Source organism: Mesorhizobium sp. WSM3224 (genome assembly GCF_000427725.1).
In the GTDB taxonomy this organism is placed as follows: Bacteria; Pseudomonadota; Alphaproteobacteria; order Rhizobiales; family Rhizobiaceae; genus Mesorhizobium.
The window spans coordinates 158,216-184,518 of record NZ_ATYO01000005.1 but is presented as its reverse complement, the minus strand read 5'-3'; the positions used below and the strand labels follow the sequence as shown (position 1 = coordinate 184,518).

Below are 26,303 nucleotides of genomic sequence, written 5' to 3'. Positions count from 1 at the left end.
GCACATGGCTGGCTTTTTCCTCGCCACTCCTGGCGACCTTGCCGGGCTGCACGAAAATGCAGTCCGGCTTTTTATTCGATGTCTCCGGCAGCCCTTGGGCGTAAAGCCGGCAATGGTTAACGTCGCCAGAATTCATTTTTAACGAGAGCGCCCTATGGTCAGCGGCATCAACGCATGCCGTCACCACAGGGAGGCTGAGATCGGCACCGGGAACAAGCTCGATTTCGCATCGTTGCTCGACGAGTTGATCGTCGCCTCGGAGAAAGGCGACGAAGAGGGCGCCCGGCCGTCGATCCCGTTCGACTATCTGTCGGTGGCCGATGAATTGCATTCCGGCCGTATTAAGGTCGCGGGCGAGAGCGTGGCCGCCGAATATCGCGAGTCAGGCGCTGACCTTGCCGCTGAGTTCGCCGCGCTTCTCGACCAGGCAAAACTGGCGCTTGCCGGCGAAGAGCATCGGCCGGAGGAAAAGCTGCCGCCAATCGATCCCGAAGCGATTGCCGGCGAGCTCGGCCTCGACCGCCCGGCCAAGAATGCCGATCTCGGCCGCATCCGCCGCAATTTCGCCTTCGCCAACCATCCGGACCGGGTCGCCCCGCATCTGCGCCAGCGCGCCATGATCCGCATGCAAGTGGCCAACATGCTGATCGACGAGGCAAAGCGGCGGGCGCTGGCGGCCACCCGGCGCTAGCCGCGCGGAATTCACTTAAAAGTCTGAGGTTACTGGGCTTGGAGAAACTCCAGCCTATGCTTTATGCTTGAACCTCCTCCCCGCGCAGCCGCGCAAGACCTCCCGCCGGAGACATTCCATGCACAAACGCCGCCTCGGTCGGACCGATCTCCTTGTTTCGCAAATCTGTCTCGGTTCGATGACCTGGGGTCAGCAGAACACCGAAGCCGAAGGCCATGCGCAGATGGATCTGGCGTTTTCGCGGGGGGTGAATTTCATCGACACGGCGGAGCTTTACCCGATCCCGCCCAAAGCGGAGACGCAAGGGCGAACCGAGAAGATCATCGGCAGCTGGATCAAGGCCAACGCCAACCGCGACAAGGTCATCCTCGCCTCGAAAGTGGTCGGCCGCACGGCCAACACATGGTTCCGCGGCGATCGTCCGTCGAAGCTGGTGCGAGCCGACATTTTCGACGCGGTCGAGAAGTCGCTGGCGAAGCTCGGCACCGATTATATCGACCTCTATCAGATCCACTGGCCGGACCGTGACATTCCGTGGGGCTCGAACCCGACGCGCATCGGAGCGGTGGGGCGCCGGGCCGACGCCGCGACCGCGCCCGGCGGCGAAACGCCGATCGCCGAAACGCTCGCCGTCTTCGGGGAACTGGTGAAGGCTGGGAAAATCCGCCATCTCGGGCTGTCGAACGAAAGCTCCTGGGGTGTCATGCGTTTCCTCGCCGAGGCCGACAAGGGCGCCGGGCCGCGCGTCGCCTCGCTGCAGAATGCCTACAACCTCGTCAACCGCACTTTCGAGGTGAATCTCGCCGAAGTCTGCGAGCGCGAGGAGATGGCGTTTCTTCCCTATTCGCCGTTGGCGCAGGGCTATCTCACCGGCAAATACGATCACGGCGCGCGGCCGCAGGGTTCGCGCTCGCAGCTCTTCAACCGCGGCCAGCGTTATGAGACGCCGAACGCGGCGGAGGTTCAGCTTGAATACAATGAGCTGGCACGCTTCTTCGGCCTCGAGCCGGCACTCTTCGCCAACGCCTATGTGGCGAGCCGGCCCTTCGTGACGGCGAACATCGTCGGCGCGACCAGCGTCGCGCAGCTTGATATGGCGTTGTCCTCGGCCAACGTCACCTGGACGCAAGAGATGCAAAAGGCGGTCGACGCCATCCACCAGCGTGTCGGCAATCCTTGTCCGTGACCGGGAGTCGTTGAGAAAAGACAAGAAGAACAGGGGGATGGAGACGATGGTGGAATTTCCGATCGAGGCCGTGCGCGGGAGATTTCCGGCGCTTTCGCTGACCGACAAGGGACGCCGGCGCATCTATCTCGACAATCCAGCCGGCACGCAGGTGCCGCAGGCTGTGGCGGACGCGGTATCGCGCTGCCTGATCAACACCAACGCCAATCTGGGTGGCTTCTTCGAGACGACGATCGCGGCGCAGCAAGTGGTCGACGATGCGCATGTCGCGATGGCCGATTTCCTCAACGCAGCAAGTGTCGAGGAGATCGTCATCGGCGCCAACATGACGACGCTGACCTACCACATGTCGCGCACGCTCGGCCGGACGATGAAGGCCGGCGACGAGATCATCGTCACGCGCATGGATCATGAAGGCAATGTCTCGCCCTGGCTGCAGCTTGCCGAGGATATCGGCCTTGTCGTGCGCTTCCTGCCGTTCGACGAGCGGAGCTGGCAGTTGGAGGAGACGGCGCTAAAGGCGCTGCTTTCGGAAAAGACGCGGCTCGTCGCGCTGAACTATGCCTCGAACCTCACCGGCTCGATCAACCGCGTGCAGGCGCTGACGGCGATCGCCAGGCAGGCCGGCGCGCTGGTCTATGTCGATGCCGTGCAGTTCGCGCCGCATGGGCTGATCGACGTGCAGGCGCTCGGCTGCGATTTCCTGGTGTGCTCGGCCTACAAGTTCTTCGGGCCGCATATGGGCGTATTGTGGGGGCGCCGCGACGTCATCGACGCGCTCAAGCCTTACAAATGCCGCTGCTCGTCGAACGGGCTGCCGGAGCGGTTCGAGCTTGGCACGCCGCAGATCGAACTGATGGCCGGGCTGACGGCGGCAATCGACCATTTCGCCGATCTCGGCGCCGCCGCTGGCGAGACCGGTTCGCGGCGGCAGCGGGTCGCAAAGGCGTTCGAGGTGTCGATCGCCTACGAGAACGCGCTGGCCTGGCAACTGATCGAAGGCCTGTCCGATATCGAGGGCCTGGTCATCCGCGGCATCGCCGATCCGGAGCGCCTTGCCGAGCGGGTGCCGACGGTTTCCTTCACCGTCGAAGGCATCGCGCCGGAAACGATCGCGCGGCAGATGAATGCCGAAAACATCTTCCTGTGGTCAGGCCACAATTATGCGTGGGAGATCGTCCACCAGCTCGCCATACCGGCCGACCAGGGCGTCGTGCGCATCGGCATTGCCCACTACAACACGGCAGCCGAGATCGAGGAGACGCTGGAAAGCGTGCATCGCGTGATCGCGATGCTGAGGCAGCAGTGTTCTTAAAACCGTCTAGCGATGTTTGCCGCCGAAGCCGGTCAGGAACGCAGTGAGGTTGTCGCCGAGCGCACCGCAGAGATAGCCGCCTTCCTGGACAATGACCGTCGGCAGGCCAAGCCCGGCGATCGCCTCGCCGATGCGCGAGAAACCGGGCGTCGTCACCGACAGCCCGCCGAACGGATCGCCCTCGAAAGCGTCGAGGCCGAGCGCCACGACCAGCGCTTCCGGCGCGAAGGCACGGATGCGCTGAAAGGCTGTCGCCAGCGCTTCGAGAAAGGCCGCGTCGCCGGACTTGCGCGGCAGCGGCAGGTTGAGATTGTAGCCGAGGCCGGGGCCTTCGCCGCGCTCGTCGGCATGCCCCCAGAAGAACGGATAGAAACGCACCGGATCGGCGTGCAGTGAGACGGTGAGCATGTCGGGACGGGCGTAGAAGATGCCTTGCGTGCCGTTGCCGTGGTGCAGGTCGACATCGAGGATGGCGACGCGTGCCGCGTTCTTTCTCAGCACCTGCGCCGCGACCGCCGAATTGTTGATGAAGCAGAAGCCGCCGGCGACATCGGCGAAGGCGTGGTGGCCGGGCGGGCGGCAAAGGGCGTAGGCCGAAGGCGCGCCGGCCATCACCGCTTCGGCCGCTTCCACCGCGCTCCAGGCGCTCCACAGCGCGCTGTCCCAGGTCTCGGCCGAGATCGGGCAGGCGGTGTCGGCCATATGGTAGCCGGCCTGGCCGACCGCCGAGGCCGGGTATGATCCGCCACGGGCGATCGGGTGGATGTTCGGGATGACTTCCGCCGAGGCGCCTTCGATGCGCTGCCAGCGGGCAAATATGTGCTCGAGGAAGTCGAGATATTCAGGCGTATGCACCGCCGCGATCGGCCCAAGGCCGTATTCTTTCGGCCTTTCAATCGTCAGACCGGCGGATCTTGCGCCGGCTAACAATCTTTCGGTCCGCTCCGGCTTTTCCGGGTTGGGCTGCGGCGCGCCGCTGGAGAGGAAAGCCTTGGGATCATGGCGCTTCTGCTCCTCGGCATAGAAGGCTTTCATAGTCATTCCTCCGGCGTGTCGGCAAAGGCGAAAAAGGCGTCGCCGACGATCTTCTGCACCTGCTCGTAGCTCGACCAGCCGATGCCCAGTCTCTCATAGAAGGCCTTGGCTGTTTCGTTGTCGGTATCGACGGAGAGCCTCAGATAGACGCCGCCCGCCGCGCGGCATTCTTTCGCCACCTGCCGCAGCAGTTTTTCGCCGATGCGGCGGCCGCGGAAGCGATCCTCGACGTAGAGGTCCTGCACATAGACGCCTGGGCGGCCCATCCAGGTCGAGAAGATCGGGAAATGCAGGCAAAGCCCGGCGAATTCACCGCCGACCTCGGCGATCAAGGTCGAGAAGGCGGGGTTTGCGCTGAAGCCGTAACGGCGGAGATCTTCGGGCGTAGAGGTGATCTCTTGGTGGGCGCCGACGTGGGTGCCGAGGCGCAGCAGGGCGGCGTGGATGGTCTCGACGTCGTCGATCGTGCCGGGGCGGAGGGTGACGGCTTTCGCGGTTGCAGCGTTGCTCATTGAGAGCATGGCGCCCAGGCACCCCCCTCTGTCCTACCGGACATCTCCCCCGCAAGGGGGGAGATTGGCTGCTTCGGCCTTGCCGCCCATCTTGCAACGTTGGAGATTGGCGAAAGATCTCCCCCCTTGCGGGGGAGATGGCCGGCAGGCCAGAGGGGGGTGGGACGGAGTGCGAGCATCTCAGGCTGTCTCAAAACGCCACCCGATCCTATCCTTCCACCGGCAGGTCGAGCTCGGCCGCCAACGCCTCCAGCGTGTCGCCAAGCACCGCGATGATCTCGCCGATCTGCTCGCGGGTCGTGATCAATGGCGGACAAACCATGAAATTGTCGCTTATCGGCCCGCCGCGCACGCGCCGCGAGTAGATGATGAGTCCACGCTCGAAGGCCAGATCGATGAGCCGCAAATTGGCGTTGAGGCTTTGCGGCAGCGGCGTCTTGGCCACGGGGTCGGCATAGAGTTCGGCGCCCATGAAAAGGCCCTTGCCTCGCACGTCGGCCACGAACGGGAAGCGGCCGGACAGGGCTTCGATCTCGCCTCTCAGTACCTCACCCATGGCGGCGGAATTCTCGACCAGGCCGAGGCGGTCGACTTCGCTGAGAACGGCAAGGCCCGCCGCGCAAGCGACAGGGTTGCCGCCATATGTATGGCCATGCAGGAATCCGCCCTTCTCGATAACCGGCCCGACTATCCGCTGTGTCGCGGCGAGCGCGCCGAGCGGCGCATAGCCTGAACTCAGCCCTTTCGACAGCGCGACGATATCCGGCCGGCAGGACCAGTGGTCGCCGCCGAGGAACTTGCCGGTGCGTCCAATACCGGTCATCACCTCGTCGTGGATGAGCAGTATGCCGTAGCGATCGCAGATTTCGCGGATCCTGGGGAAATAGCTGTCGGGCGGGACCAGCGCCGCGGTCGCAGCGCCGCCAATCGGCTCCATGATGAAGGCGAGGACGCTTTCCGGCCCTTCCTCTACTATCTTTTCCTCAAGCATATTCGCGTAGCGGACCCCTCGCTGTTCCATCGACAGATTGTCGTGGTCGCGATGAACAAACGGGGCCGGCACCAACGGCATGGGCCGGCCAACAGGGTCGAATGTCTTGGTCAGGATATCATCGCCGGTGACCGCAAGCGTGCCGAGCGTGACGCCATGATAGGAGGGCATACGTCCGACGATTTTCCGGCGTTTGTCCTGACCTGTCGCCACTGCCCATTGTCGCGCGAGTTTGAGGCAGGCTTCGACCGCTTCGGAACCGCCAGATACGAAATAAATGCGGTCGAGCCCGTTCGGAAGCCGATCGGCCAGGCCCTGCGCGAGCGAGACGGCCTGTTCGTTCTCGAATTGGAAGATGTAGGCGAAGCTCACGCGATCCAATTGCCGCTTCATCGCGTCAATGACATTGCGGTTGCCATGTCCTACGTTGACATTGACCGCGCTGCTCGATCCGTCGATGTAGCGGCGGCCGGTCTTATCCCACAAGTAGATGCCGTCGGCGCGGTCCACCATGGGCTGAGGCCGCCGCGTGAAATGGAAAAGGTTCTGTCGGCGGTCGGTTTCGACGGACTGCACGGCGCTCATTCACCCTTCTTGTCTCGGCCGAGATAGCGGTCGAGAACATTTTTCGTCACGCGTTCGACCATCGCGTCTTGCCTTAGCAGGCCGGCGACCCATTCGCAGCTTCCGGCATGGAACACCTCGCCCTTGCCGCGCGGGAAATTGACGATCATGCCGTTGCCGCGCTTGACCTTGTCGAGATTGGCGTCGCTCGCCTCGCCGAACAAAGTCTCGGCGGTGAAGCGGCCGTCCTCGTCGGTTAGGAACTGGTCCTCGATCGGGATGTCGGCGCTCTCCTCGACCTGGCTCGCCATGCCGACGGCAAGCACCTGCAAGCCGTCCGGCGCGCCGCTCGTCGCGGTCGGGTAGGGCAGGCCGCCACGGATTTCGAAATCCAGCCCATCGACCTCGTAGCCATAGACATGGCTGTCGGCGCCGAGCAGGTCGCCATAATAGATGCCGGTGCCGGCGAAGGCCCAGTGCTCCGGACGGTAGACCGGAAAGCCGCGCACGCCGCGCGGTGCGCAGCCGCCCCAGCCGGCATAGACGCCCCTGGTGGCGTTGAGGCCGAAGGTGGCGCTGCCTGGACGACCGATCTCGGGCGCTTCCCAGGAGTTGGTGGCGCGCCTGACATCGCCGCCGCGATAGGCAGGGTCTTCGGCGCGCGCCTTGTACTTGTAGCAGACCTGGCGGCGGCCTTCGTCCTCCAGCCTGGTCTGCCACATGAAATTGCCGGCGAAGCGCGCCGCACGGCCGCCGCGCTCGACATAGGCGTCGACGGCGTCGCGCATCTCCCAGGTCCAGTATTCGTCATGGCCGACGAAGGCGACGCAGTCGTAGCCGTCGAGGATTTCGGGCGCGAAATGCAGGTCGTGCTGGCTGGCGAGATCGATCTGATAGCCGGCACCCACGGCGAAGCGGAAGAAGTGGCTGTCATAGCTCGCCCAGCCGGAAGAGGCGTATTTCTTCGAATGCCCCGTGGCGAAAGCCCATTCCATATGCGGATAGCGCGGCACGGTTTTGGGCGGCACCGCGACCTCCAGCGGCACGCGCGGCGCGCCCTTTGGCAGCACGACGAAGCCGCGGCACCACGGGCGCTGCGTCGACACTGTCGTGGCGTATTGGTCGCGCTTCGGGCCGGTGATGCCCTGATAGTGGTTCGAGCCGCCCCAGGTGTTGTAGGCGAGCCAGGTGCCGGTGGCGGCGACCTGCAACAGGCGGCCGGGCTTGCGGCCGGGCAGGGGCGCGACGATGAAGAGGTGGTGGCTGTGGATCGGCGTGCCGTTCCGCCCATCGGCCAAAAGCGTGACGCGGTAGGCGCCCGAAGGCCAGTCGTCGCCGATTCTGAATTCGAACGAGGCTTCCCAACCGCAGCCTTCGACCGAGCATTGGTCGGGCGTGTCCTGCCAACGCCCCGACAAGCCGGCTTTCTCGAAGACCTTGGTTTCAAGCGCTCCGTCGCGGACGATGACGATGCTGAATTGCGGCGCCGCCGAGCTCACATGGAGCGTCACCGTCTCGCCCGGGCGATAGGAAAACCGGTCGCTGTAGCACCAGATCTCGCCGCTTGAGCCATCCATTCCCGGCCATTCATAGTAATGGCCGCGTACCGCCTGGCGGCGCTGCTCGGGCGTCAGCCCGAAATCGGGGAATTCGGTGGGCAGTTGCGTCAAGGAACACCTGGGGTCACGAGGCCGTCATTGAGACCGTTGGCCGGCCAAGCGTCAAATGGAAAGCATCGGGCCAGCAGGCACTTGCGCTTGGCGATACCAGGCAAACGGATTATTCCATCCTGAGGCGACGCTTCAAAGCCGGGAGTCGACATGCTGCGCATACAAAAGGTCAAGCTCGACGACATCTATGTGCCGACGGCTCGTCGCAAGACGCTGCATCCCGAGACGGTGCGACATCTCGCCGAGGATATCCTCGAAAACGGCATGAAGACGCCGATCCAGGTGCGGCACGACGGCAAGCGCCACATTCTGGTCGAGGGGCTGCACAGGCTCGAGGCCGCGAAATGGCTCGGCGAGACCGAGATCGACGCCTATCTCGTCCAGGCCAAGCGCCATTAACCTCTCTCCGCTTGGGCTCGAGACGCAGCCCGTTTGCATTTTTTGGCAAGCCATGTCGGCTTGGGCTCCGTCGTTGCGTCCTTGGGGCACAACGGAGGAGATCAAACGTGTCCAAGACCCTGCTTTTCGCCATTCTTGCTTCGGCCGTGGCCCTCATTGCCGCGCCAGGCGCTCAGTCCGAGGAGTCCAAGCCTGCCATGACCACCGAACCCAAAGTCCCTTTGAAGCCGGAAAAATCCGGCCTGCTGCCGATCGACGGCCTGAACTACTACTATGCCATCTATGGCCAGGGGGAGCCGCTGCTCCTGCTGCATGGCGGCCTGGGCTCGACTGATATGTTCGCGCCGATCCTGCCGAAATTCGCGGAGCACCGCACCGTGATCGTGGTGGACTTGCAGGGTCATGGCCGCACCGCGCTTGGCGAACGGCCCTTCAGCCTCGAGGCGATGGGCAACGACATGGCGGTGATCGTCAGGGCGCTCGGCTACGATCAGGTCGACGTCATGGGCTATTCGCTGGGCGGTGGAGTCGCCTTCCGCATGGCCGTCCAGCATCCCGAAACGGTAGGTCGGCTGGTTCTGGTATCGACCGGTTACGCCGCCAACGGCTTCTATGACGAGATGCGCCCGCAGCAGGCGCAAGTGAGCGCGGCGGCCGCCCCGTTCATGAAGGATACGCCGATGTACAAGTCCTACGTCGCCGTGGCGCCGCATCCGGAAGATTTTCCGAAATTGCTCGACGCGCTCGGCAACTTCATGCGCAACGACTACGACTTCTCGGCCGAAGTTCCGAAGCTAAAGATGCCGGTGATGCTCGTCTATGGCGACAGCGACATGTACAAGCCCGAGCATGAGATCAAGTTCTTCCAACTGCTCGGCGGCGGCCTGAAGGATGCCGGCTGGATGCGCGAAAACCTGTCGCAGAACAGGTTGGCAATCATCCCCAACCGCACCCACTACGACGTCTTTTTCGCGCCTGAACTCGCCATAACCACGCTGCCCTTCCTCGATGGCGTGACCAAGGTGAAGACCTGGGACGAGATCGTCAGCGAATGACCCTTGGCCGCTGGCCGGCTTGCGAGACGGCCAGCTGCATCACCGCAAGCGATCGCATCCCATCAATGCTTTTCGATTGACGCTGCGATGCCGGCCGCTACTAGTGCCGGCACCAACCGAGTGCTTGCGATGACCAAATACCAGGGCGGATGCCTGTGCGGCGCGGTGCGCTATCGCGCCGAGGCTGAGCCGATCAACGAACGCGTCTGCCATTGCCGGATCTGCCAGAAGGCGATCGGCGCGGCCTTCAACGCGCGGCTCCTGTTCCGCATCGACGACGTGACCGTCGAGGGACCGGTGGCGACGATCAATTCGACGCCCGATCTCAAGCGCAGCTTTTGCCCGGCCTGCGGCACGACCTTGTTTTCGCGGCGCGAGTCCAAGGGTATTCTCGGCGTCACCTCCGGTTCCCTCGACGACCCGGCCCTGTTCAAGCCCGACATGCATTTCTGGACTGCCTCGAAGCAGCCCTGGGTGATGCTTGACGATGGCCTGCCGCAATATGAAGGCTTGCCGCCGGCTTAGAGCCTAACCTTCTCCCCTTGTGGGAGAAGGTGGCCGCGAAGCGGCCGGATGAGGGGTGTTCCAGCGGAGTGAGACGCTGGCGTTCCCTGGAACACCCCTCATCCATCGCCTTCGGCGACACCTTCTCCCACAAGAAGGGGAGAAGGAGAAAAACTGCACAAAAATTTCATCTTCGATTCACGAGATAGCCGGCAAAGCGTCATTGGCGGGCCATCATTGGCTGCCTATCTAAGCGCCATGCGGGCAGGTATCGAGGAGGCGACGGATGAGCGAGAGCATCAACACCCTGGACGAGCTTTTGAACGACCCGATGATCCAGCTCGTGATGGCGCGCGACCGGGTGCGGCCGGCCGAGCTTCGCCTGCTTCTGGAAAAGGCTCGCGATAGGGCTGGCGACGATTCTCGCATCGACCAGGCTTCCGTGCCACCCGCGCATGTGGTGGCAGGAAGCTGCCTCAAGCAGTGGCTGTACCGCTGAGGCAAACCCGGGAAAAATGCATGGCGATTTTCCGTCGGGAATTGCGCAAAGACAACAACCGGGTCAGCTCGAATGCGCCGGCAGGTAACTGTAGTGAGCGCGTGAATAAGCGAGCTTGAAGCCGAGCCGGTCGTAGTTGCGATAGGCCGGCCCGTCGCGATCGGGGCGCGGTGCCTCGATGTCGGCGACAAACAGTTTCGCGCCGGCGGCGATGCCGTCGCGAACCAGCCTCTCCCCTAGCATGGCATCAAGATCGAAGCTCGGCGCCATGATCCCGGGCACCGGCGCGTCGATGCCGCTCCAGGCGGCGCCGTCCGAGATGAAGAGCGAGCGCACCGCCACGACCGCTCCCTTGCGTTTCAGCATGTAGTGACGCCAGCCCTTGCGGCCGACAAGCGCCGTGAGCCAGGGCGAGGTGGGGAGCCGGTATTTGGCATCGATGAAAGAAGCCCAATCCGAAGCTGTGTTGGGCGTGACCTCCTCGACCACCAGATCGTCAACGGGGATAAGCGGGTCGGTCGGGAAGAGCGGTTCGTCGGCCAGCGGCGTCGCGTCGCGATAGATGCGCTCCCAGCCGCCTTGATTCTGCAGCCCGCGCGCTTCCAGCCAGCACCTCAGCCGCGACGGCTCGGTATGCGGGTTGGTGTAGAACCACGGCCGCATGACGCCGGCATCGCGATAATGCGCAAGCAGCGCGTCGACCTGAGCCTCCGAGGCCGGGCCGTCGACGCCGATATTCTTCACGCAGTTGAAATGGATGAACGGGATCGTCGTGCAGGTGGTCCAGACGAGGTCGCCGTCGCTGGCGATCGACAGCCCTTGCCGTGCCGCGAAATCCGCGGGCGCCGCTTCGTAAAGGTCGAGCCAGGCAGCGACGTCGGCGCGCTCGATGGCGCGGCTCATATCGCGCGATACCTCCTCGATCGCGATTTCCGGCGCATGCGTTTGCGGCGGCACGACTGGCTGCAGTTCCGAGAGGGCGGCGGTCGACATGGTGATGCTCCTCCGATTTGCCTTACAGTGTAAGATTAGCGGAGAATAATATGGCGGCGGCTGTTGTCAAGCGGGATTAGCGGCACCTTACAAATCCGTGAGTTGGAATCACGCTATCGTGAGGCTAAGCCTGTCCTTAAGGGCTTTTCGAATGACGATTCACTTTTCGCTGGGAAAAGGACTGGGATGACCGACGTCTGCACTCAAGGGTTGGATACCGGCTTTGTCGGCCTGGGTTATGCCAAGGTGGCATTTCTGGGCATCGTGCAGGGCATTACCGAATTGCTGCCGATCTCATCTACGGCGCATATGCGCATCGTGCCGGCCGTGCTTGGCTGGCAGGATCCTGGCTCGGCCTTCTCGGCCGCCATGCAGCTGGCGGCGCTGGCGGCGGTGATCAGCTATTTCTGGAGCGATGTCAGGGACGTGCTGTTCGGCTCGCTTTCCGCGATTTCGCGCCGCGATTTCGGCGACCGCAATTTCCGCCTCGCGATCAGCATCGTGCTGGCCACCGTGCCGATCGTTATTGCCGGCCTGGCGCTTTCCGGCCTGCTCAACACCTGCAATTCGCCGTTGCGCGGTCTGGCGGTCATCGGCTGGGCCTGTATCGCCATGGCGATCCTTCTGGCGCTGGCCGAGATCTTCGCCAGCCACAAGCTCATGCTACGCCAGGCATCGATCCTCGACGCGCTGCTGGTGGGCGTCGCCCAGGTCGGCGCGCTCATTCCCGGCGTCTCGCGCTCGGGATCGACGCTGACGGCGGCGATGGGGCTGGGCTTCGCCCGGCCCGAGGCGGCGCGCCTGTCGTTCCTGCTTGGGTTGCCCGCCATCGCGCTGGCCGGCCTCAAGGAACTCTATGAACTGCACAAGGTGCATCTCGACGCGCATGGCTGGTCGATCCTGGGCGTCGGCCTCATCGTCGCGTCGATCTCGGCTTTCTTCGCCATATGGGGGTTGATGCGGGTGCTCGAACGCTTCTCCGCCTGGCCGTTCGTCATCTATCGCGGCCTGCTTGGCGTGGTGCTGCTGATCGGCGTCGCTGCCGGCTGGCTGACCTAATCTCGACCGAATCCGCTATATCGACGCCGACCCTCGGGTGCGCTGATGGATCTTGTGACGCTGCTGCAATCCGTGCCTTTGCTGGCCACGCTGGTGAAATCCGCGGCGCCTGCGGCTCTTGGCGCGGGCATGGGCCTTGGCCAATGGCTGGCGGCGCTGCCGCCCTGCCGCAACCAGACTTTCGAGAACGCGGCCTATCTGGTCTGCGAAACCGATCCGAAGCATTTTTCCATCGAGCTGTTCTGGAAGAACAAGGATGGCGAGCTCTACCGGTCGCTGCACAATCTGCGCAGCGCGCAGCAGGCGGCGGGGCGCACCATGCTGTTCGGCATCAATGCCGGCATGTATCACCCCGATCTTGCGCCGGTCGGCCTTTATGTCGAGCGCGGCGAGCAGGTCACGGCGGCGAAGACCGGATCGGGAACCGGCAATTTCTCCTTGCAGCCCAACGGCATCTTCTACCTCAGCGCCGGCAAGGCCGGTGTTAGGGCGACCAGGGATTACCTGAAGCGCCCGCCGCGTGTGGATTACGCCACCCAGTCCGGGCCGATGCTGGTCATCGACGGCAAGCTGCATCCGAAATTCCGTTACGACGGCACCTCGCGAAAGATCCGCGATGGCGTGGGCGTGCGCGCCGACGGGGTCGCCGTCTTCGCGATCTCGGACGATGCCGTGACCTTTCACGAATTCGCGCGGCTGTTCCGAGACCAGCTCGGCTGTCCGAACGCGCTCTTCCTCGACGGCTCCATTTCGAGCCTCTATGCGCCAGGGATCGGCCGCAACGACGATTTCTGGAATCTCGGACCGATGATCGGCGTGTTCAGGCGATAGGCGGCCGGATGACCGGACCCCGCGAATCGCATGTCCGGATTAAAAGTAAATTTTGATTCAAACTTTGTTGGTAATTTCTCATTAGGAATGGGGGTCCCGGCGGCGCTGTTCCTGCCTTCGGTCTGTTTTGTTTTGCGTACAGGTCAAGATGCGGATTTTTGGCGTCGTCAGTTTCGTGCTCGCAGCGCTTTGCCTTGCCGGCTGCTCGTCCACGTCGGGCGTCGATGCCTTGCAGATGCCGTCCAACGAGACGACGAGCTCGGTCGTGCGGCCGAGCGCGCCTGTGACGAAAGGCGTGAGAACGGCCCAGACCGAGACAACGGTCGAGACCGCTTCGATGTCGGGCGCGTCGCGTATCAAGCCGCCGGCGCCGCTGCTTGGCGATGAAAATGCGCCCCTTGATGACGAGAACTCGCGTCTTGACGTGAACGATCGCCCCGGCGACGAGAATTCGCGTCCTTATGGGCTGGCCGAGGAAGAGACCGTGGCGTTCCCGGCGTCCGATCTCCCCGACAGCGCCGAGCCGCCGGTGCAGGAGGCAGCGCTCGTCTCGGCGCCGAAACGGCTGTCACGCGCCGCACCCGCCATGCTTGCTGGCCCGGTCACCCGCTATGCGTTCCGCGACGCCAAGCCGATCAATTTCGGCCGCTCTTCGCCGCGCCATCTTGCCGTGCACGGCGTCGACGTCTCGCGCTGGCAGGGCGACATCAACTGGGGGAAGCTGCGCGCCCAGGGCGCCAACTTCGCCTACATCAAGGCGACCGACGGCGGCGATCATCTCGATCCGATGTTCATGAAGAACTGGCGCAACGCCGATGCCGCCGGGCTGAAGCGCGGCGCCTATCATTTCTTCTACTGGTGCCGCACCGCCGGCGAGCAGGCCGACTGGTTCATCCGCAACGTGCCGAAGGTCGACGGCGCGCTGCCGCCGGTCATCGACGTCGAATGGAACGGCGACTCCTCCTGCAGGCGCAAGCCTTCGCGCGAAAAGGTGCTGGAGAAGATGCAGGTGTTCATGGACAGACTGGAGCGCCATTACGGCCAGCGTCCCGTCATCTACACCAGCCCCGATTTCTACCGCGACAACCTGCGCGGCGCCTTCCTCGACTACCCGTTCTGGCTGCGCGCCGTGGCCGCGCATCCGGCAAAGGTCTACCCCGGTCGCAGGTGGCTGTTCTGGCAGTATTCCGGCTCCGGCCTGTCGCATGGCGTGAGAGGGCGTATCGACCTCAATGTGTTTCACGGCGACGAGCGCCAATGGCGAGCCTGGCTCGGCGGCGGCGGGCAGATGGTGGCCGACGCGGATTAGGGCGCTTCTTCCTTCTCCCCTTGTGGGAGAAGGTGGCCGCGAAGCGGCCGGATGAGGGGTGTTCCAGCTTGACGGAAACCTTTGCCGGCTTGGGGGCGCTGCAGCAATCGCCAGCGTCTCACTCCGCTGGAACACCCCTCATCCGTCTCGGCGCTGCGCGCCGATCCACCTTCTCCCACAAGGGGAAAAGGAGAGGGCGTGCTTCACTCGTACGCCTCAATATATTTCGCCACGGCAGCGGGTTCGGGAACCTCTAACCCGTCAGCGCGCAAGCCTTCGATGTGAAAGCGTATTGCATCGCGGATTTCGATCTTCACTTCGGCCGTCGTGGCGCTGGTTGCAATGCAGCCCGGCAGGTCCGGCACATATGCTGAAAAGTTGTCTCCGGCTTTTTCGATGATCACAGCATAAAGCATTGCGCTATCCTTGCCTGATCCAGTCGAAGCTCAGGCCTTCGCCGCCTCGTTGACCATCGCCTCGATATTATAACCGTCGGGATCGAACACGAAACAGGCGTAGTAGTTTTCGGCATAGTCCGGACGCGGCCCGGGCGCGCCATTGTCCGCAGCGCCCGCATCGAGCGCCGCGCGATAGAACGCATCGACCTCCGCCTTGCTCTTCGCCCGGAAAGCGACATGCAGATGGGTGAGCGGCGGCTTCTCACTCGTGCGCTGGATCTCGAACAGGCAGCCACTGCCGACATCGAAAGCCCAGAACACGCCCTCCTTGCCGAAGGAGAGGCGATAGCCCAACGGCGCAAATGCCTTTTCGTAGAAGAGCTTGCTCTTGTCGAGGTCGCTCACTTCGATGGTGATGTGGTCAAGCATGATGACGCCATAGCCGATGCTTCATTGACGCTGACAGGGAGATTATCGACGACGTGGCTTTGGTAGCTTGAGGTCAAAATCAACCGCATAGCGCTTGCTAGGATTCGTACCTGTATGAATCCAATCGTACGGATTTTCATATCTGCTAACTGGGATTCCAGAATTGTACTCTGTCTCCCTCAAGGCTCGATACTTCAGCCCGTCGTCAATGTATGTCATCAGCTCAACGGCGTCTAAGTCTCCCATTTCCAATAGACCCATGTCACTGTCAAAATGCTTCGCGCTAATCCATCGAAGCACTTCATGAATCGAAAGGATTGCCTTTGTTATCCTCTTACCGGTTGCGGGGGCCAACTTATTCGCAATGCCCGTAGATTGCTCTAAGTCGTTGTGAGCAATTCTCTTGTCTCGCCACGTTTTAGCAAACGATGCTTTTCGGCTTGCCGTTTCGGCACGTTGTTTCAGTCTGCCTTTATGTCTCGACGGATCTAGTTGAACCAGCGTCCAAACACTGAGATTCCGCCGCTGCCCGGTTCCAGCCGTGTCGCTCAATCGGCAGATGCCCAACAAAACATGCTCAAGCAACACGCCCTGTATTGCGTGCCAGAAGCTTCCGCTACTTTCATTCAGAAGATTAACTCGTTCTTGGCTACCAAATAACGCTTCGTAGCGGTCCCACGACGATGACACTCGCCAAAGCTCTTGGCAACAATGGTGGAATGCAAGGCCATAATCACTATCCAACACAGCCATATCGTTGGCAAGAGCTTCGGCTGCAGTGCGGTGTGTCATCGGAGAATCCAAAGAGCTCCGACTTTCATCGGAGCTCTGGGTACCGAGAAATATCGGTTTTTTTACTACTGATCTGCTGTCTCAGCTGCACCCGCTCGTCGATCCACACGTGTCGCACTTCTCGCAGGTGCCGTTCCGCACCATGGTGAAGTTGTGGCACTCGGAGCATTCGTTGCCGGTGTAGCCCTGGAGCAGCGACTGCTGGCGCCTGGTCGCGGCGAGCTTCTTGGCGTCGGCGGCCTCGTTGGCGGCGGCGTCGGTGAACAGCGCTTCCACGCCGCCGGCGGCCTCGGCTTCCTGTTCGACGATCTCCTCGGTCAGTTCCCTGGCGCGCTCCTCATAGTCGCGCTTGTAGGCAAGCGCCTCGTCGCTTGCCGGCTTCAGGGCCAGCACGTTGGAACCGGCGAAAGCGGTGGGTGCGGCGCGGGCAGGGGCGGTCGTCGGGGCCGAACCGCCAAAACCCTTCGGATCGGAACCCACGCCCGACACCAGCTTCACCGGCGAAACGCCGCGCGTCAGGCCCTTGGAGAAGGGCGTCGCCTTGCCTTCGGTGATGCCGCGGCCAAGTGCTGTCTTGTCGAAGTCCGACTGGTCGACATGGGCGAGGTCGTGACGGGCGAGGTACGACACGGCGAGCTCGCGGAACACGTAGTCGAGGATCGACGTCGCGTTCTTGATCGCGTCGTTGCCCTGCACCATGCCGGCCGGCTCGAACTTGGTGAAGGTGAAGGCCTCGACATATTCGTCGAGCGGCACGCCATATTGCAGGCCGAGCGAAATCGCGATGGCGAAGTTGTTCATCATGGCGCGGAAGGCGGCACCTTCCTTGTGCATGTCGATGAAGATCTCGCCCAAGCGTCCGTCGTCGAACTCGCCGGTGCGCAGGTACACCTTGTGGCCGCCGACGACGGCCTTCTGGGTGTAGCCCTTGCGGCGGTTCGGCAGTTTTTCGCGGTCGCGGTAGAGCCGCTCGATGACGCGCTCGACGATCTTTTCGGTCACCTGCACGGCGCGCTGCGCGGCGGGCGCGGCGATCAGCTGCTCGACCGCCTCGTCCTCATCCTCCTCGCCATCGGCGAGCAGCGAGGCATTGAGCGGCTGCGACAGTTTTGAGCCGTCGCGGTAGAGGGCGTTGGCCTTCAGCGCCAGCTTCCAGGACAGCATGTAGGCGCCCTTGGCGTCTTCGACGGTCGCATCGTTGGGCATGTTGATGGTCTTGGAGATGGCGCCCGAGATGAAGGGCTGCGCCGCCGCCATCATCAAGATGTGGCTGTTGATAGACAGCGAGCGCTTGCCGATCTTGCCGCAGGGGCTGGCGCAGTCGAACACCGGCAGGTGCTCGGCCTTCAGGAAGGGGGCGCCTTCCAGGGTCATGGCGCCGCAGACATGGATGTTGGCGGCGTCGATGTCCTTCTTGGAGAAGCCCAGCGCCGGCAGCATCTCGAAGGAGATGTCGGAGAGCTGCTCGTCGGTGAAGCCGAGCGTCTCCTTCACCCAGTCGGCGCCGAGCGTCCACTGGTTGAAGACGAACTTGATGTCGAAGGCCGACTTCAGGGCTGCGTTGAGCGCCGCGATCTTCTCGTCGGTGAAGCCCTTGGCCTTGAGCGCGGGCGGGTTGATGCCGGGCGCCTGGTTGAGGTTGCCGTGGCCGACCGCGTAAGCCTCGATCTCGGCGATCTGGCTTTCGGAATAGCCCAGCGTCCTGAGCGCCTCCGGCACGGCGCGGTTGATGATCTTGAAGTAGCCGCCGCCGGCGAGCTTCTTGAACTTCACCAGGGCGAAGTCGGGCTCGATGCCGGTGGTGTCGCAGTCCATGACGAGACCGATCGTGCCGGTCGGCGCGATCACGGTTGCCTGCGCGTTGCGGTAGCCGTGCTCCTCGCCGAGCTCGATGGCGCGGTCCCAGGCGGCGCGGGCATGCTCGGCCAGCGCCTGCTGCTTGAGGTCGGAGGCAACCAGCGGCACCGGATTGACGGCAAGCTTCTCGTAGCCGTCCTTGTCTCCGTAAGCAGCGCGGCGGTGGTTGCGCATGACGCGCAGCATGTTCTGGGCGTTGCGGTCATAGTCCGGGAAGGCGCCGAGTTCGGAGGCCATTTCGGCCGAGGTCGAATAGGCGACGCCGGTCATGATCGCGGTGAGCGCGGCGCAGATGGCGCGGCCCTCGTCGGAGTCATAAGGTATGCCCGAGGTCATCAGCAGGCCGCCGATATTGGCGTAGCCGAGGCCGAGTGTGCGGTAGTCGTAGGAGAGCTTGGCGATCTCCTTCGACGGGAATTGCGCCATCATCACCGAGATTTCGAGCACGACGGTCCACAGGCGCACGGTGTGCTCGTAAGCGGCGATGTCGATCGTGCCGTCCGCGTTGCGATAGGGCAGAAGGTTGATCGAAGCGAGATTGCAGGCCGTGTCGTCGAGGAACATGTATTCCGAGCACGGGTTGGAGGCCCGGATCGCACCGGCGGAAGCGCAGGTGTGCCAGTCGTTCATCGTCGTGTTGAAGTGCAGGCCGGGATCGGCCGATGCCCAGGCGGCATAGCCGATCTTTTCCCACAGGTCGCGCGCCTTCAGCGTCTTCAGCACCTTGCCGTCCTTGCGGGCGGTGAGCTGCCAGTCGCCATCGGCCTCCACGGCGCGCAGGAAATTGTCCTTCAGCGACACCGAGTTGTTGGAGTTCTGGCCGGAGACGGTGAGGTAGGCGTCCGAATCCCAGTCGGTGTCGTAGGTCTTGAACGACATCGAGGTGTAGCCCTGCTTGGCGAACTGGATGACCCGGTAGATGTAGTTCTCCGGCACGGCATCCTTCTTGGCCGCCTTGATCTCACGCTTCAGCGCGGTGTTCAAAGCCGGGTCGAAGCAGTCGTCGTCATGGCCTTCGCAATTGACGCAGGCCTTCATGATCGCTTCGAGGTGCTTCTTGACGATCTTCGAGCCGGTCACCAGCGAGGCGACCTTCTGCTCCTCGTTGACCTTCCAGTCGATGAATTCCTCGATATCGGGATGGTCGGCGTCGACGATGACCATCTTGGCGGCGCGGCGCGTCGTGCCGCCCGACTTGATGGCGCCGGCCGCGCGGTCGCCGATCTTGAGGAAGCTCATCAGGCCGGATGAGCGTCCGCCGCCGGACAGTTTTTCGCCTTCGCCGCGCAGCATGGAGAAGTTCGAGCCGGTGCCGGAACCGTATTTGAACAGGCGCGCCTCGCGCACCCACAAATCCATGATGCCGCCCTCGTTGACGAGATCGTCCTGCACGCCCTGGATGAAGCAGGCATGCGGCTGCGGGTGCTCGTAGGAGGATTTCGACTTGGTCAGCTTGCCGGTGAAGGGATCGACATAGAAGTGGCCCTGGCTCGGGCCGTCGATGCCATAGGCCCAGTGCAGGCCGGTGTTGAACCATTGCGGCGAGTTCGGCGCGACGCGCTGGGTGGCCAGCATAAAGGCAAGCTCGTCGCGGAAGGCGCGCGCGTCATCCTCCGACTTGAAGTAACCGCCCTTGTAGCCCCAGTAAGTCCAGGTGCCGGCCAACCGATCGAAGACCTGGCGGGCATCGGTTTCCGAACCGTAGCGCTCGGCCTCGGGCAGCTTGGCGAGCCCGGCCTCGTCGGCAACCGAACGCCACAGGAAGGAGGGAACGTCGTTCTCCTCGACCTTCTTCAGCCGTGCCGGCACGCCGGCCTTGCGGAAATATTTCTGGGCCAGGATGTCGGCCGCGACCTGGCTGAACTGGGCCGGCACATCGATGTTGTCCAAGCGGAACACCACCGAGCCGTCGGGATTCTTGATCTCCGACAGGGCCTTGCGGAATTCGATCTCCGCATAGGCTGACTGGTCTGGCTTGGTGAAGCGACGCTCGATGCGCATTGGTCCGGTCCCTTTGTGTCTATATATAGCGCTTTTCCCCAGGGATTGCTGCCCTGTTCAGCGAAAAGCGCAGTCCGCCGTTTGCCGGCATCGCAGGCGACGCCGACACTCTCCTCGTCGCGGGCGCAGCCATGCACACAAGCAAACGCCTTTCCAGGCGCTTACCCAGGTTGCCGGCCGACCCGCGGGTCCCTCAAACTGAAACTTTTGTCGATTCCCTCCGTAGAGGGAGGTTCACACTATCTAGCGTCGAGCCTGCCTGCAAACACTAAATATAGTGTTAACAGATCATTTTTTCCAGGCCGACAATTCTCCCTTTCGCCCACCCAAGCCCTAACGATCCCAACGCTTCCGCCAGCCTCGTGAACAGGCGGAAATCCGGGCAAAACGCACAAAATCCGGGAAAAAAGACCGGCCTCAAAACTCTCCGGTCGCGCCCGCAACAGGAGCGCATGGCCTATAAAAAGCGACTCGGTCTGACCCGTCAAGGATTCGTTTGCGTAGCTTTTGTGACCCCAACATCTTGTGTGTCACATATGTGGATAACGGGGACATGCGAAGCCCGGCTTCGCAGGCACTTGACGAGGTTTATCGGGTTGCCGCGAAGCGTGTCGGGCCGGCGGCTTTTCATTTTAGGTGGCTTGCACTATCTGTTGCGTTCGCGCGGCGGCGCGCCTTGTCAACACCAAAAGCATCCGTTACGCCCCGCTCATGACAGTTACCGTACGTTTTGCACCATCGCCGACCGGCCGCATCCATATCGGCAACGCGCGCACCGCGCTGTTCAACTGGCTTTTCGCCATGAACAACAAGGGCCGCTTCATCCAGCGCTTCGACGATACCGACATTGCCCGCTCGACGCAGGAATATGCCGATTCCATCCTTTACGACCTGCATTGGCTGGGCATCTTCCCGGATGTCACCGCGTACCAGTCGCGCCGCTTCGAGATCTACGACGCGGCGGTCGAGCGGCTGAAAGCGGCGCGCGTGCTTTATGCCTGCTATGAAACGCCGGAAGAACTCGATCTGCGCCGCAAGGTGCGCCGCACGCGCGGCCTGCCGCCGGTCTACGGCCGCGAGGCGCTGACGCTGACGCCCGAGCAGGTCGCCGAATACCAGTCCGATGGGCGGCGCCCGCACTGGCGCTTCCTGCTGCCCAATTTCACCAGCGATCCGCTGCAGCCGGAGCGCACGGAAGTGCATTGGAACGACCTGGTGCGCGGCGAGGAGACGGTCGACCTTGCCTCGCTGTCGGATCCTATCCTGATGCGCGAGGACGGCACCTATCTCTACACGCTGCCTTCGGTGGTCGACGACATCGAGATGGGCGTCAGCCATGTCATTCGTGGCGACGACCATGTCACCAACACCGGCGTGCAGATCGCCATCTTCAAGGCGCTCGGCGCAGAGCCGCCGGTCTTCGGCCACCACAATCTGCTCACCACCGTGTCGGGCGAGGGGCTGTCGAAGCGCAGCGGTGCGCTGTCGATCGAAAGCCTGCGCTCGGACGGCATCGAACCAATGGCGGTCGCTTCGCTGGCCGTGCTCGTCGGCACGTCGGAGAATGTCACCGCCGCGCACGATCTCAACGAGCTTGCCGGCCATTTCGACCCGGCGGCGACGTCGAAGTCCGCCTCCAAGTTCGACCCGGACGAACTCTTCGTGCTCAACCGCACGCTGATGCACCGCATGTCGTTCGAGGAAGCGCGCGACCGACTGATTGTGCTGGGCATTTCCGGCGACAAGGCCGAGCCGTTCTGGATGGCGGTGCGCGGCAACCTCGACCGCTTGTCGGACGCGGTCGCCTGGTGGAGGATCCTGAGCGACGGCCCGCAGGAACCAGCCGAATTTTCCGGCGAGGACCGCGACTTTCTCAATCAGGCCTTTGACGTTCTCCCGGAGGAGCCCTGGAACGGGACGGTCTGGAAGGACTGGACCGGCAAGATCAAGGAAGCAACGGGGCGCAAAGGCAAGCCGCTGTTCATGCCGCTGAGACTGGCGCTCACCGGGCGGACTTCGGGGCCGGAGCTTTCAGATCTATTGCCGCTGATGGGTCGGGAAGGAACGCTGGCCCGACGACCCTGACCTTGCGTTGGTCCGGCGGCAGCGCCGAGACAGGCGACACCGGCACCTTGGTGGTCAGCCGCCTGATCGCGTCCCGGTCGAGCCCGCCTTCAATGTTGGCGAGCGTTTCCGGATCCGCGCCGGGATCGGGCTTGGTCGCCGGCACCGGGACGAATGACGCTGCCCCGCCGTCAGGCTGCGACTGCTCGGGATTGGGCGGGTTGCCGCCGATGATCGTGAAGTTGCCATTGCTGGCCTGCGCGTTGCAGCCGCAGGTCGGCGGCCGCGAGAAATTGGCCTGCTTGTAGAGATAGGCCGTCGGCAGCTCGCTGTAGGGTTGGCCGGTCACCGAGGAGGTCATCGACCCCGAGTCGTCATCCATTCCACGCGTATAGAAGACCTGCACCTCGGTGCCAGGGCAGCTCGATTCGCAGTTCTTCTGGTCGCGCTCGAAGTCGCCGACAGAGGCGGCGTTCGACATCGGAAAGAAGTAGCCGTCGCAGGTGCGCACGCACATCGTGCGGAACTCGCCGCCCAACCGCGGCAGATCCATGCCGTCCGGCTGGTTGATGACTCGGCGGATGTTGCGCACGCTCGGATCATCGGGCGGTATGTCCGCCGAGTCCGGTATATCGGAGGCATCGGGCGTTTCGAGTTGCCGATCCTGGCGTCCGAACAGCTGCTCGAAAAGATTGCCACCGCCATTGTCGCGAGCGGCTTCCTGAAGCGGGGCGTGGCGCGGCGCGATCTCGTCGTCGCGACAGCCATTGGCATCGAGCGCCGCCAGGATGCGGCTGCGGTCGCGGCGCGTGCCGCCGGCGGCCAGCCGCTCGCGCTTGGCCTGCAAAGTATCGAGATTGGCGTTCATGCGCTCTATCGCGGCATTGATCGCCGCGCATTGGCTGACATTGCGCGAGAACAGCGTGAAGCCGCAATTGGCGTCGCCCGCCCGGCTCCGGGCTTTCGCCAACTGCTCGCGCTGGCGCTGGATGGCATCATCATATTTGCGGACGATACCGGGCCCGCCGCCACCACCGCGTGCGGCCGCGAGTTCGGCTTCGAGTTGCCTGCAAATGCGCGAGGCCGCCTGGGATTGGGTCACGGCGCCAGCCGACGCGGCGAGTGCTGCAAGCAGCACCGCAAGGTGGGTCAGCTTCAACCCTTTCATCCGCCTGGAATCCCGATTGCCCTGGCAGGAACGTTACCGCGTTCGTGGTTAACTGTTCCCTAGTAAAGGCCACACCGATGCCAGCAAAAGCATGACAATCCCAACAAACGCGACGTTCCAAACTAGCGAGCGGAGCAGGGGAACGCCGAATGCATAGAGCGGAAGATAGACCAGCCTTGCCGAAAAATAGAGCCCGGCTCCCCACTTGCTAAGAGCGGCCTCGTGGCTAACCGCATGGACAAGAAAAACCGCCGCCACGAACACCGGGAATGTCTCGACGAAGTTGCGCAGTGCCCTTTCCAGGCGCCCTGCAATCCCTGTGAGCGGAGGGACTTCGGCGTCTCGGGCGCTGGCCGTCCAGCGATAGCCTCGCTGGACGCTCGCCGAATGCGAGGCGAGAACAATGTGAATGAAACAGAGCACGCAACTTGCGGCGAGCATGGCCAGTTCGAAGCTCATTCAACCCTCGCAGCTGCCCGTCGTCTTTCCCACTTGAATATCGAAACTTTACGATGAAGCAGCATCGGTGCTTCGGCCAGAGCCGTCCTCAGCCCAGATCGACGATTGCCTGCGCCTTGTGCGCTGCCTCGACGACGGCGAGCGCGGTCATGTTGACGACGCCGCGCGAGGTCACCGACGGCGTCAATATATGCGCGGGCTTGTCGGTGCCGAGCAGGATCGGCCCGACATGCAGCGCATCCATCATGGCGCGCAGCGCGGTCAGCGTGATGTTGGCCGAATCGAGGTTCGGGAAGACCAGCAAATTGGCCTCGCCCTTCAGCCGCGAATGCGGATAGACGCGCTGGCGCAGATGCTCCGACAGCGCGGTATCGGCATGCATCTCGCCGTCGCACTGCAAACCGGGCGCGATGCGGCCGAGGATTTCCGCCGCGCGGCGCATCTTCAGCGCGCTCGGCGAATCGCGCGAGCCGAAATCCGAATGCGACAGCAGCGCCGCCTTCGGCTCGATGCCGAAGCGCTGGATTTCCTCCGCCGCCAGCACGGTCATTTCGGCGATCTCCTCCGCCGTCGGGTCGACCGAGACGTGGGTGTCGGTGAGGAAGATGATGCCGCGCTGCGAGATCAGCATCGACAGCGTCGACAGGTCCATATCCGTGATGCCGGCGCGGGCGCCGATGATGAGCGTGACGTTGCGCAGATGCCGCTCGAAGCGGCCTTCGAGGCCGCAGACCATGGCGTCGGCGTCGCCGCGCTTCAGCGCCAGGGCAGCGATGACCGTGTTGTCGGTGCGCACCATGGTGCGGGCGGCTTCCGTCGTCACGCCGCGCCGGCCGGCGAGTTCGATCAACAGATCGACATAGTGGCGGTAGCGCGGATCGTCTTCCGGATTGATAAGGGCGAAATCGACACCCGGCCGGATGCGCAGACCGTAACGCTTCAGCCTGACCTCAACCACATGCGGGCGGCCGATCAGGGTCGGCTCGGCAATGCCTTCCTCCAGCACGACCTGCGCGGCGCGCAGCACGCGCTCGTCCTCGCCGTCGGCATAGATGACGCGTTTGGCGCTCGACGTCTTGGCCGAGGAAAACACCGGCTTCATCACCAGGCCGGAGCGGAAGACGAAGCGGTTGAGCTTGTCGATATAGGCGGCGAAGTCGGCGATCGGCCGCGTCGCGACGCCGCTGTCGCAGGCAGCCTTCGCCACCGCCGGCGCGATGCGCAGGATAAGGCGCGGATCGAAGGGCGAGGGGATCAGGAAATCGGGACCGAACATCGGCGTCTCGCCGGAATAGGCGCGCGCCGCGACATCCGAAGGCTCCTCGCGGGCAAGGGCGGCGATCGCGCGTACCGCCGCCATCTTCATCTCCTCATTGATGGCGCTTGCGCCGCAATCGAGCGCGCCGCGGAAGATGTAAGGAAAGCACAGCACGTTATTGACTTGATTGGGAAAATCCGAGCGCCCCGTGCAGATCATGGCGTCCGGGCGCGCGGCCCTTGCCACTTCCGGCATGATCTCGGGGTTGGGATTGGCCAAAGCCAGGATCAGCGGTTTCGGCGCCATGTGCTGCAAGAGCTCGGGCTTCAGCACGCCGGCGGCGGAGAGGCCGAGGAAGACGTCGGCGCCGGGGATGACGTCGGCGAGCGTGCGCGCTTGCGTCTCCTTCACATACGGGTCTTTCCAGCGATCCATCTCCTCGACGCGGCCCTTATGAGCGACACCGAAACGGTCGGTGACCCAGATGTTTTCGAGCCTTGCGCCGAGCGAGACCAGCAGGTTGAGGCAGGCAAGTGCGGCGGCACCCGCGCCGGACGTGACGATCTTGATGTCGGCAATCGCCTTGCCGGCCAGTTCCAGCCCATTGAGCACGGCGGCGGCAACGATGATCGCCGTGCCGTGCTGGTCGTCGTGGAAGACCGGGATGCCCATGCGGGCCTTCAGCCGCTCCTCGACCTCGAAGCATTCCGGGGCCTTGATGTCCTCGAGGTTGATGCCGCCGAAGGTCGGCTCGAGCGCGGCGACGGTCTCGACCATGCGCTCGATCTCGGGTGCGTCGATCTCGATGTCGAAGACGTCGATGCCGGCGAATTTCTTGAACAGCACCGCCTTGCCTTCCATCACCGGCTTGGAGGCGAGCGGGCCGATATTGCCCAGGCCAAGCACGGCGGAGCCGTTGGAGACGACGCCGACAAGGTTGGCGCGCGCCGTGTAGTCGGCCGCGGTTGCGGGATCGTCGCGGATTTCGAGGCAGGGCGCCGCCACGCCCGGCGAATAGGCAAGCGCCAGGTCGCGCTGGTTGCCGAGCGGCTTCGTCGCCTGGATTTCGAGCTTTCCCGGTGTCGGGTGCTTGTGAAAGAAGAGGGCGGCCTCGTCGAGGTCCGACCGGGCCGTTTTCTTGCTCTCGCCGTCCATCGCGGCCCCTCCCTTTGCTGTCTGCTTTCACGCCTTCTAGCACGTGACGGCGAGTGTTCGCGACGGCAAATCGCGGGCTCCGGCCTTCACAATGCCGGAGCGAAAATAA

23 protein-coding genes are annotated in these 26,303 nt (G+C 63.4%); 11 read left to right on the top strand and 12 right to left on the bottom strand.

What is annotated here, in order from left to right:
* Positions 1 to 154: 154 nt before the first annotated feature.
* The 3 genes from YU3_RS0111435 to YU3_RS0111425 all read left to right on the top strand — a co-directional run bounded on the left by YU3_RS0111435 (position 155) and on the right by YU3_RS0111425 (position 3,192).
* Positions 155 to 691: a hypothetical protein gene (locus YU3_RS0111435; protein ID WP_245273481.1), complete on the top strand. Its 537-nt coding sequence runs from the start codon at positions 155 to 157 to the stop codon at positions 689 to 691.
* A gap of 118 nt (positions 692 to 809) precedes the next feature.
* Positions 810 to 1,877 (top strand): aldo/keto reductase, encoded by a 1,068-nt coding sequence (locus tag YU3_RS0111430; protein ID WP_027166373.1) that lies wholly within the window; start codon positions 810 to 812, stop codon positions 1,875 to 1,877.
* 46 nt (positions 1,878 to 1,923) lie between these two features.
* Positions 1,924 to 3,192: a cysteine desulfurase-like protein gene (locus YU3_RS0111425; protein ID WP_036258321.1), complete on the top strand. Its 1,269-nt coding sequence runs from the start codon at positions 1,924 to 1,926 to the stop codon at positions 3,190 to 3,192.
* A gap of 6 nt (positions 3,193 to 3,198) precedes the next feature.
* Here the strand turns inward: YU3_RS0111425 and YU3_RS0111420 are convergent, their stop codons facing one another.
* From YU3_RS0111420 to YU3_RS0111405, 4 genes are all read right to left on the bottom strand, one after another.
* Positions 3,199 to 4,227, bottom strand: a complete 1,029-nt coding sequence (locus YU3_RS0111420) for a histone deacetylase family protein (protein ID WP_027166371.1) — start codon at positions 4,225 to 4,227, stop codon at positions 3,199 to 3,201.
* 2 nt (positions 4,228 to 4,229) lie between these two features.
* Entirely contained in the window at positions 4,230 to 4,739 is a 510-nt protein-coding gene (locus YU3_RS0111415; protein ID WP_027166370.1) for a GNAT family N-acetyltransferase, read from the bottom strand.
* A 208-nt stretch (positions 4,740 to 4,947) separates the two neighbouring features.
* A complete protein-coding gene (locus tag YU3_RS0111410) occupies positions 4,948 to 6,315 on the bottom strand; it encodes an aspartate aminotransferase family protein (protein WP_051333916.1) in 1,368 nt (455 codons plus the stop codon).
* Entirely contained in the window at positions 6,312 to 7,964 is a 1,653-nt protein-coding gene (locus tag YU3_RS0111405) for a N,N-dimethylformamidase beta subunit family domain-containing protein (RefSeq protein ID WP_027166368.1), read from the bottom strand. Before YU3_RS0111405 ends, YU3_RS0111410 begins: the two co-directional genes overlap by 4 nt.
* 150 nt (positions 7,965 to 8,114) lie before the next feature.
* Between YU3_RS0111405 and YU3_RS0111400 the strand changes: the two genes are divergently transcribed.
* The 4 genes from YU3_RS0111400 to YU3_RS0111380 all read left to right on the top strand — a co-directional run bounded on the left by YU3_RS0111400 (position 8,115) and on the right by YU3_RS0111380 (position 10,421).
* Entirely contained in the window at positions 8,115 to 8,363 is a 249-nt protein-coding gene (locus YU3_RS0111400; RefSeq protein WP_027166367.1) for a ParB N-terminal domain-containing protein, read from the top strand.
* 107 nt (positions 8,364 to 8,470) lie between these two features.
* Positions 8,471 to 9,418, top strand: a complete 948-nt coding sequence (locus YU3_RS0111395) for an alpha/beta hydrolase (RefSeq protein ID WP_027166366.1) — start codon at positions 8,471 to 8,473, stop codon at positions 9,416 to 9,418.
* Between the two features lie 129 nt (positions 9,419 to 9,547).
* Positions 9,548 to 9,943, top strand: a complete 396-nt coding sequence (locus tag YU3_RS0111385) for a GFA family protein (RefSeq protein WP_027166365.1) — start codon at positions 9,548 to 9,550, stop codon at positions 9,941 to 9,943.
* Between the two features lie 265 nt (positions 9,944 to 10,208).
* Positions 10,209 to 10,421, top strand: a complete 213-nt coding sequence (locus tag YU3_RS0111380) for a hypothetical protein (RefSeq protein ID WP_027166364.1) — start codon at positions 10,209 to 10,211, stop codon at positions 10,419 to 10,421.
* Positions 10,422 to 10,484: 63 nt separating this feature from the next.
* Here the strand turns inward: YU3_RS0111380 and YU3_RS0111375 are convergent, their stop codons facing one another.
* Positions 10,485 to 11,414 carry a hypothetical protein gene (locus YU3_RS0111375; RefSeq protein ID WP_027166363.1) on the bottom strand — a complete coding sequence of 310 codons (930 nt, stop codon included), beginning with the start codon at positions 11,412 to 11,414 and terminating at the stop codon, positions 10,485 to 10,487.
* A 186-nt stretch (positions 11,415 to 11,600) separates the two neighbouring features.
* Here YU3_RS0111375 and YU3_RS0111370 point away from each other — a divergent pair, with 186 nt between their 5' ends.
* The 3 genes from YU3_RS0111370 to YU3_RS0111360 all read left to right on the top strand — a co-directional run bounded on the left by YU3_RS0111370 (position 11,601) and on the right by YU3_RS0111360 (position 14,613).
* A complete protein-coding gene (locus tag YU3_RS0111370; RefSeq protein ID WP_027166362.1) occupies positions 11,601 to 12,473 on the top strand; it encodes an undecaprenyl-diphosphate phosphatase in 873 nt (290 codons plus the stop codon).
* Between the two features lie 45 nt (positions 12,474 to 12,518).
* Positions 12,519 to 13,304, top strand: a complete 786-nt coding sequence (locus tag YU3_RS0111365; protein ID WP_027166361.1) for a phosphodiester glycosidase family protein — start codon at positions 12,519 to 12,521, stop codon at positions 13,302 to 13,304.
* Positions 13,305 to 13,452: 148 nt separating this feature from the next.
* Positions 13,453 to 14,613 (top strand): GH25 family lysozyme, encoded by a 1,161-nt coding sequence (locus tag YU3_RS0111360; protein WP_027166360.1) that lies wholly within the window; start codon positions 13,453 to 13,455, stop codon positions 14,611 to 14,613.
* Positions 14,614 to 14,816: 203 nt separating this feature from the next.
* Here YU3_RS0111360 and YU3_RS0111355 read toward each other — a convergent pair whose 3' ends face one another.
* The 4 genes from YU3_RS0111355 to YU3_RS0111345 form a co-directional block, all read right to left on the bottom strand.
* Positions 14,817 to 15,029, bottom strand: a complete 213-nt coding sequence (locus YU3_RS0111355) for a type II toxin-antitoxin system HicB family antitoxin (RefSeq protein ID WP_027166359.1) — start codon at positions 15,027 to 15,029, stop codon at positions 14,817 to 14,819.
* A gap of 30 nt (positions 15,030 to 15,059) precedes the next feature.
* Entirely contained in the window at positions 15,060 to 15,440 is a 381-nt protein-coding gene (locus YU3_RS0111350; RefSeq protein ID WP_027166358.1) for a VOC family protein, read from the bottom strand.
* A gap of 42 nt (positions 15,441 to 15,482) precedes the next feature.
* The gene (locus tag YU3_RS40520) at positions 15,483 to 16,232 is read right to left on the bottom strand and encodes a hypothetical protein (protein WP_156913448.1); all 750 of its coding nucleotides are present in this window, start codon (positions 16,230 to 16,232) and stop codon (positions 15,483 to 15,485) included.
* Positions 16,233 to 16,313: 81 nt separating this feature from the next.
* Positions 16,314 to 20,090 carry a vitamin B12-dependent ribonucleotide reductase gene (locus YU3_RS0111345; protein WP_027166357.1) on the bottom strand — a complete coding sequence of 1,259 codons (3,777 nt, stop codon included), beginning with the start codon at positions 20,088 to 20,090 and terminating at the stop codon, positions 16,314 to 16,316.
* A gap of 711 nt (positions 20,091 to 20,801) precedes the next feature.
* Here YU3_RS0111345 and gltX point away from each other — a divergent pair.
* Positions 20,802 to 22,175, top strand: a complete 1,374-nt coding sequence (gltX, locus tag YU3_RS0111340) for a glutamate--tRNA ligase (RefSeq protein WP_027166356.1) — start codon at positions 20,802 to 20,804, stop codon at positions 22,173 to 22,175.
* Here the strand turns inward: gltX and YU3_RS0111335 are convergent.
* From YU3_RS0111335 to YU3_RS0111325, 3 genes are all read right to left on the bottom strand, one after another.
* Positions 22,093 to 23,322, bottom strand: coding sequence for a DUF2865 domain-containing protein (locus YU3_RS0111335; RefSeq protein WP_027166355.1), 1,230 nt, complete (start codon positions 23,320 to 23,322; stop codon positions 22,093 to 22,095). The two genes, gltX and YU3_RS0111335, sit on opposite strands and share 83 nt — an antisense overlap.
* Positions 23,323 to 23,370: 48 nt before the next feature.
* Positions 23,371 to 23,781, bottom strand: a complete 411-nt coding sequence (locus tag YU3_RS0111330) for an MAPEG family protein (protein ID WP_027166354.1) — start codon at positions 23,779 to 23,781, stop codon at positions 23,371 to 23,373.
* Positions 23,782 to 23,869: 88 nt separating this feature from the next.
* A complete protein-coding gene (locus tag YU3_RS0111325; RefSeq protein ID WP_027166353.1) occupies positions 23,870 to 26,194 on the bottom strand; it encodes an NADP-dependent malic enzyme in 2,325 nt (774 codons plus the stop codon).
* Positions 26,195 to 26,303: the final 109 nt, after the last annotated feature.

Excerpts from the sequence above, each read along its gene's own strand:
- YU3_RS0111435 (WP_245273481.1), top strand. The coding sequence starts at position 155 with ATGGTCAGCGGCATCAACGCATGCCGTCACCACAGGGAGGCTGAGATC.
- YU3_RS0111430 (WP_027166373.1), top strand. The coding sequence starts at position 810 with ATGCACAAACGCCGCCTCGGTCGGACCGATCTCCTTGTTTCGCAAATC.
- YU3_RS0111425 (WP_036258321.1), top strand. The coding sequence starts at position 1,924 with ATGGTGGAATTTCCGATCGAGGCCGTGCGCGGGAGATTTCCGGCGCTT.
- YU3_RS0111420 (WP_027166371.1), bottom strand. The coding sequence starts at position 4,227 with ATGAAAGCCTTCTATGCCGAGGAGCAGAAGCGCCATGATCCCAAGGCT.
- YU3_RS0111415 (WP_027166370.1), bottom strand. The coding sequence starts at position 4,739 with ATGAGCAACGCTGCAACCGCGAAAGCCGTCACCCTCCGCCCCGGCACG.
- YU3_RS0111410 (WP_051333916.1), bottom strand. The coding sequence starts at position 6,315 with ATGAGCGCCGTGCAGTCCGTCGAAACCGACCGCCGACAGAACCTTTTC.
- YU3_RS0111400 (WP_027166367.1), top strand. The coding sequence starts at position 8,115 with ATGCTGCGCATACAAAAGGTCAAGCTCGACGACATCTATGTGCCGACG.
- YU3_RS0111385 (WP_027166365.1), top strand. The coding sequence starts at position 9,548 with ATGACCAAATACCAGGGCGGATGCCTGTGCGGCGCGGTGCGCTATCGC.
- YU3_RS0111380 (WP_027166364.1), top strand. The coding sequence starts at position 10,209 with ATGAGCGAGAGCATCAACACCCTGGACGAGCTTTTGAACGACCCGATG.
- YU3_RS0111375 (WP_027166363.1), bottom strand. The coding sequence starts at position 11,414 with ATGTCGACCGCCGCCCTCTCGGAACTGCAGCCAGTCGTGCCGCCGCAA.
- YU3_RS0111370 (WP_027166362.1), top strand. The coding sequence starts at position 11,601 with ATGACCGACGTCTGCACTCAAGGGTTGGATACCGGCTTTGTCGGCCTG.
- YU3_RS0111365 (WP_027166361.1), top strand. The coding sequence starts at position 12,519 with ATGGATCTTGTGACGCTGCTGCAATCCGTGCCTTTGCTGGCCACGCTG.
- YU3_RS0111360 (WP_027166360.1), top strand. The coding sequence starts at position 13,453 with ATGCGGATTTTTGGCGTCGTCAGTTTCGTGCTCGCAGCGCTTTGCCTT.
- YU3_RS0111355 (WP_027166359.1), bottom strand. The coding sequence starts at position 15,029 with ATGCTTTATGCTGTGATCATCGAAAAAGCCGGAGACAACTTTTCAGCA.
- YU3_RS0111350 (WP_027166358.1), bottom strand. The coding sequence starts at position 15,440 with ATGCTTGACCACATCACCATCGAAGTGAGCGACCTCGACAAGAGCAAG.
- YU3_RS40520 (WP_156913448.1), bottom strand. The coding sequence starts at position 16,232 with ATGACACACCGCACTGCAGCCGAAGCTCTTGCCAACGATATGGCTGTG.
- YU3_RS0111345 (WP_027166357.1), bottom strand. The coding sequence starts at position 20,090 with ATGCGCATCGAGCGTCGCTTCACCAAGCCAGACCAGTCAGCCTATGCG.
- gltX (WP_027166356.1), top strand. The coding sequence starts at position 20,802 with ATGACAGTTACCGTACGTTTTGCACCATCGCCGACCGGCCGCATCCAT.
- YU3_RS0111335 (WP_027166355.1), bottom strand. The coding sequence starts at position 23,322 with ATGAAAGGGTTGAAGCTGACCCACCTTGCGGTGCTGCTTGCAGCACTC.
- YU3_RS0111330 (WP_027166354.1), bottom strand. The coding sequence starts at position 23,781 with ATGAGCTTCGAACTGGCCATGCTCGCCGCAAGTTGCGTGCTCTGTTTC.
- YU3_RS0111325 (WP_027166353.1), bottom strand. The coding sequence starts at position 26,194 with ATGGACGGCGAGAGCAAGAAAACGGCCCGGTCGGACCTCGACGAGGCC.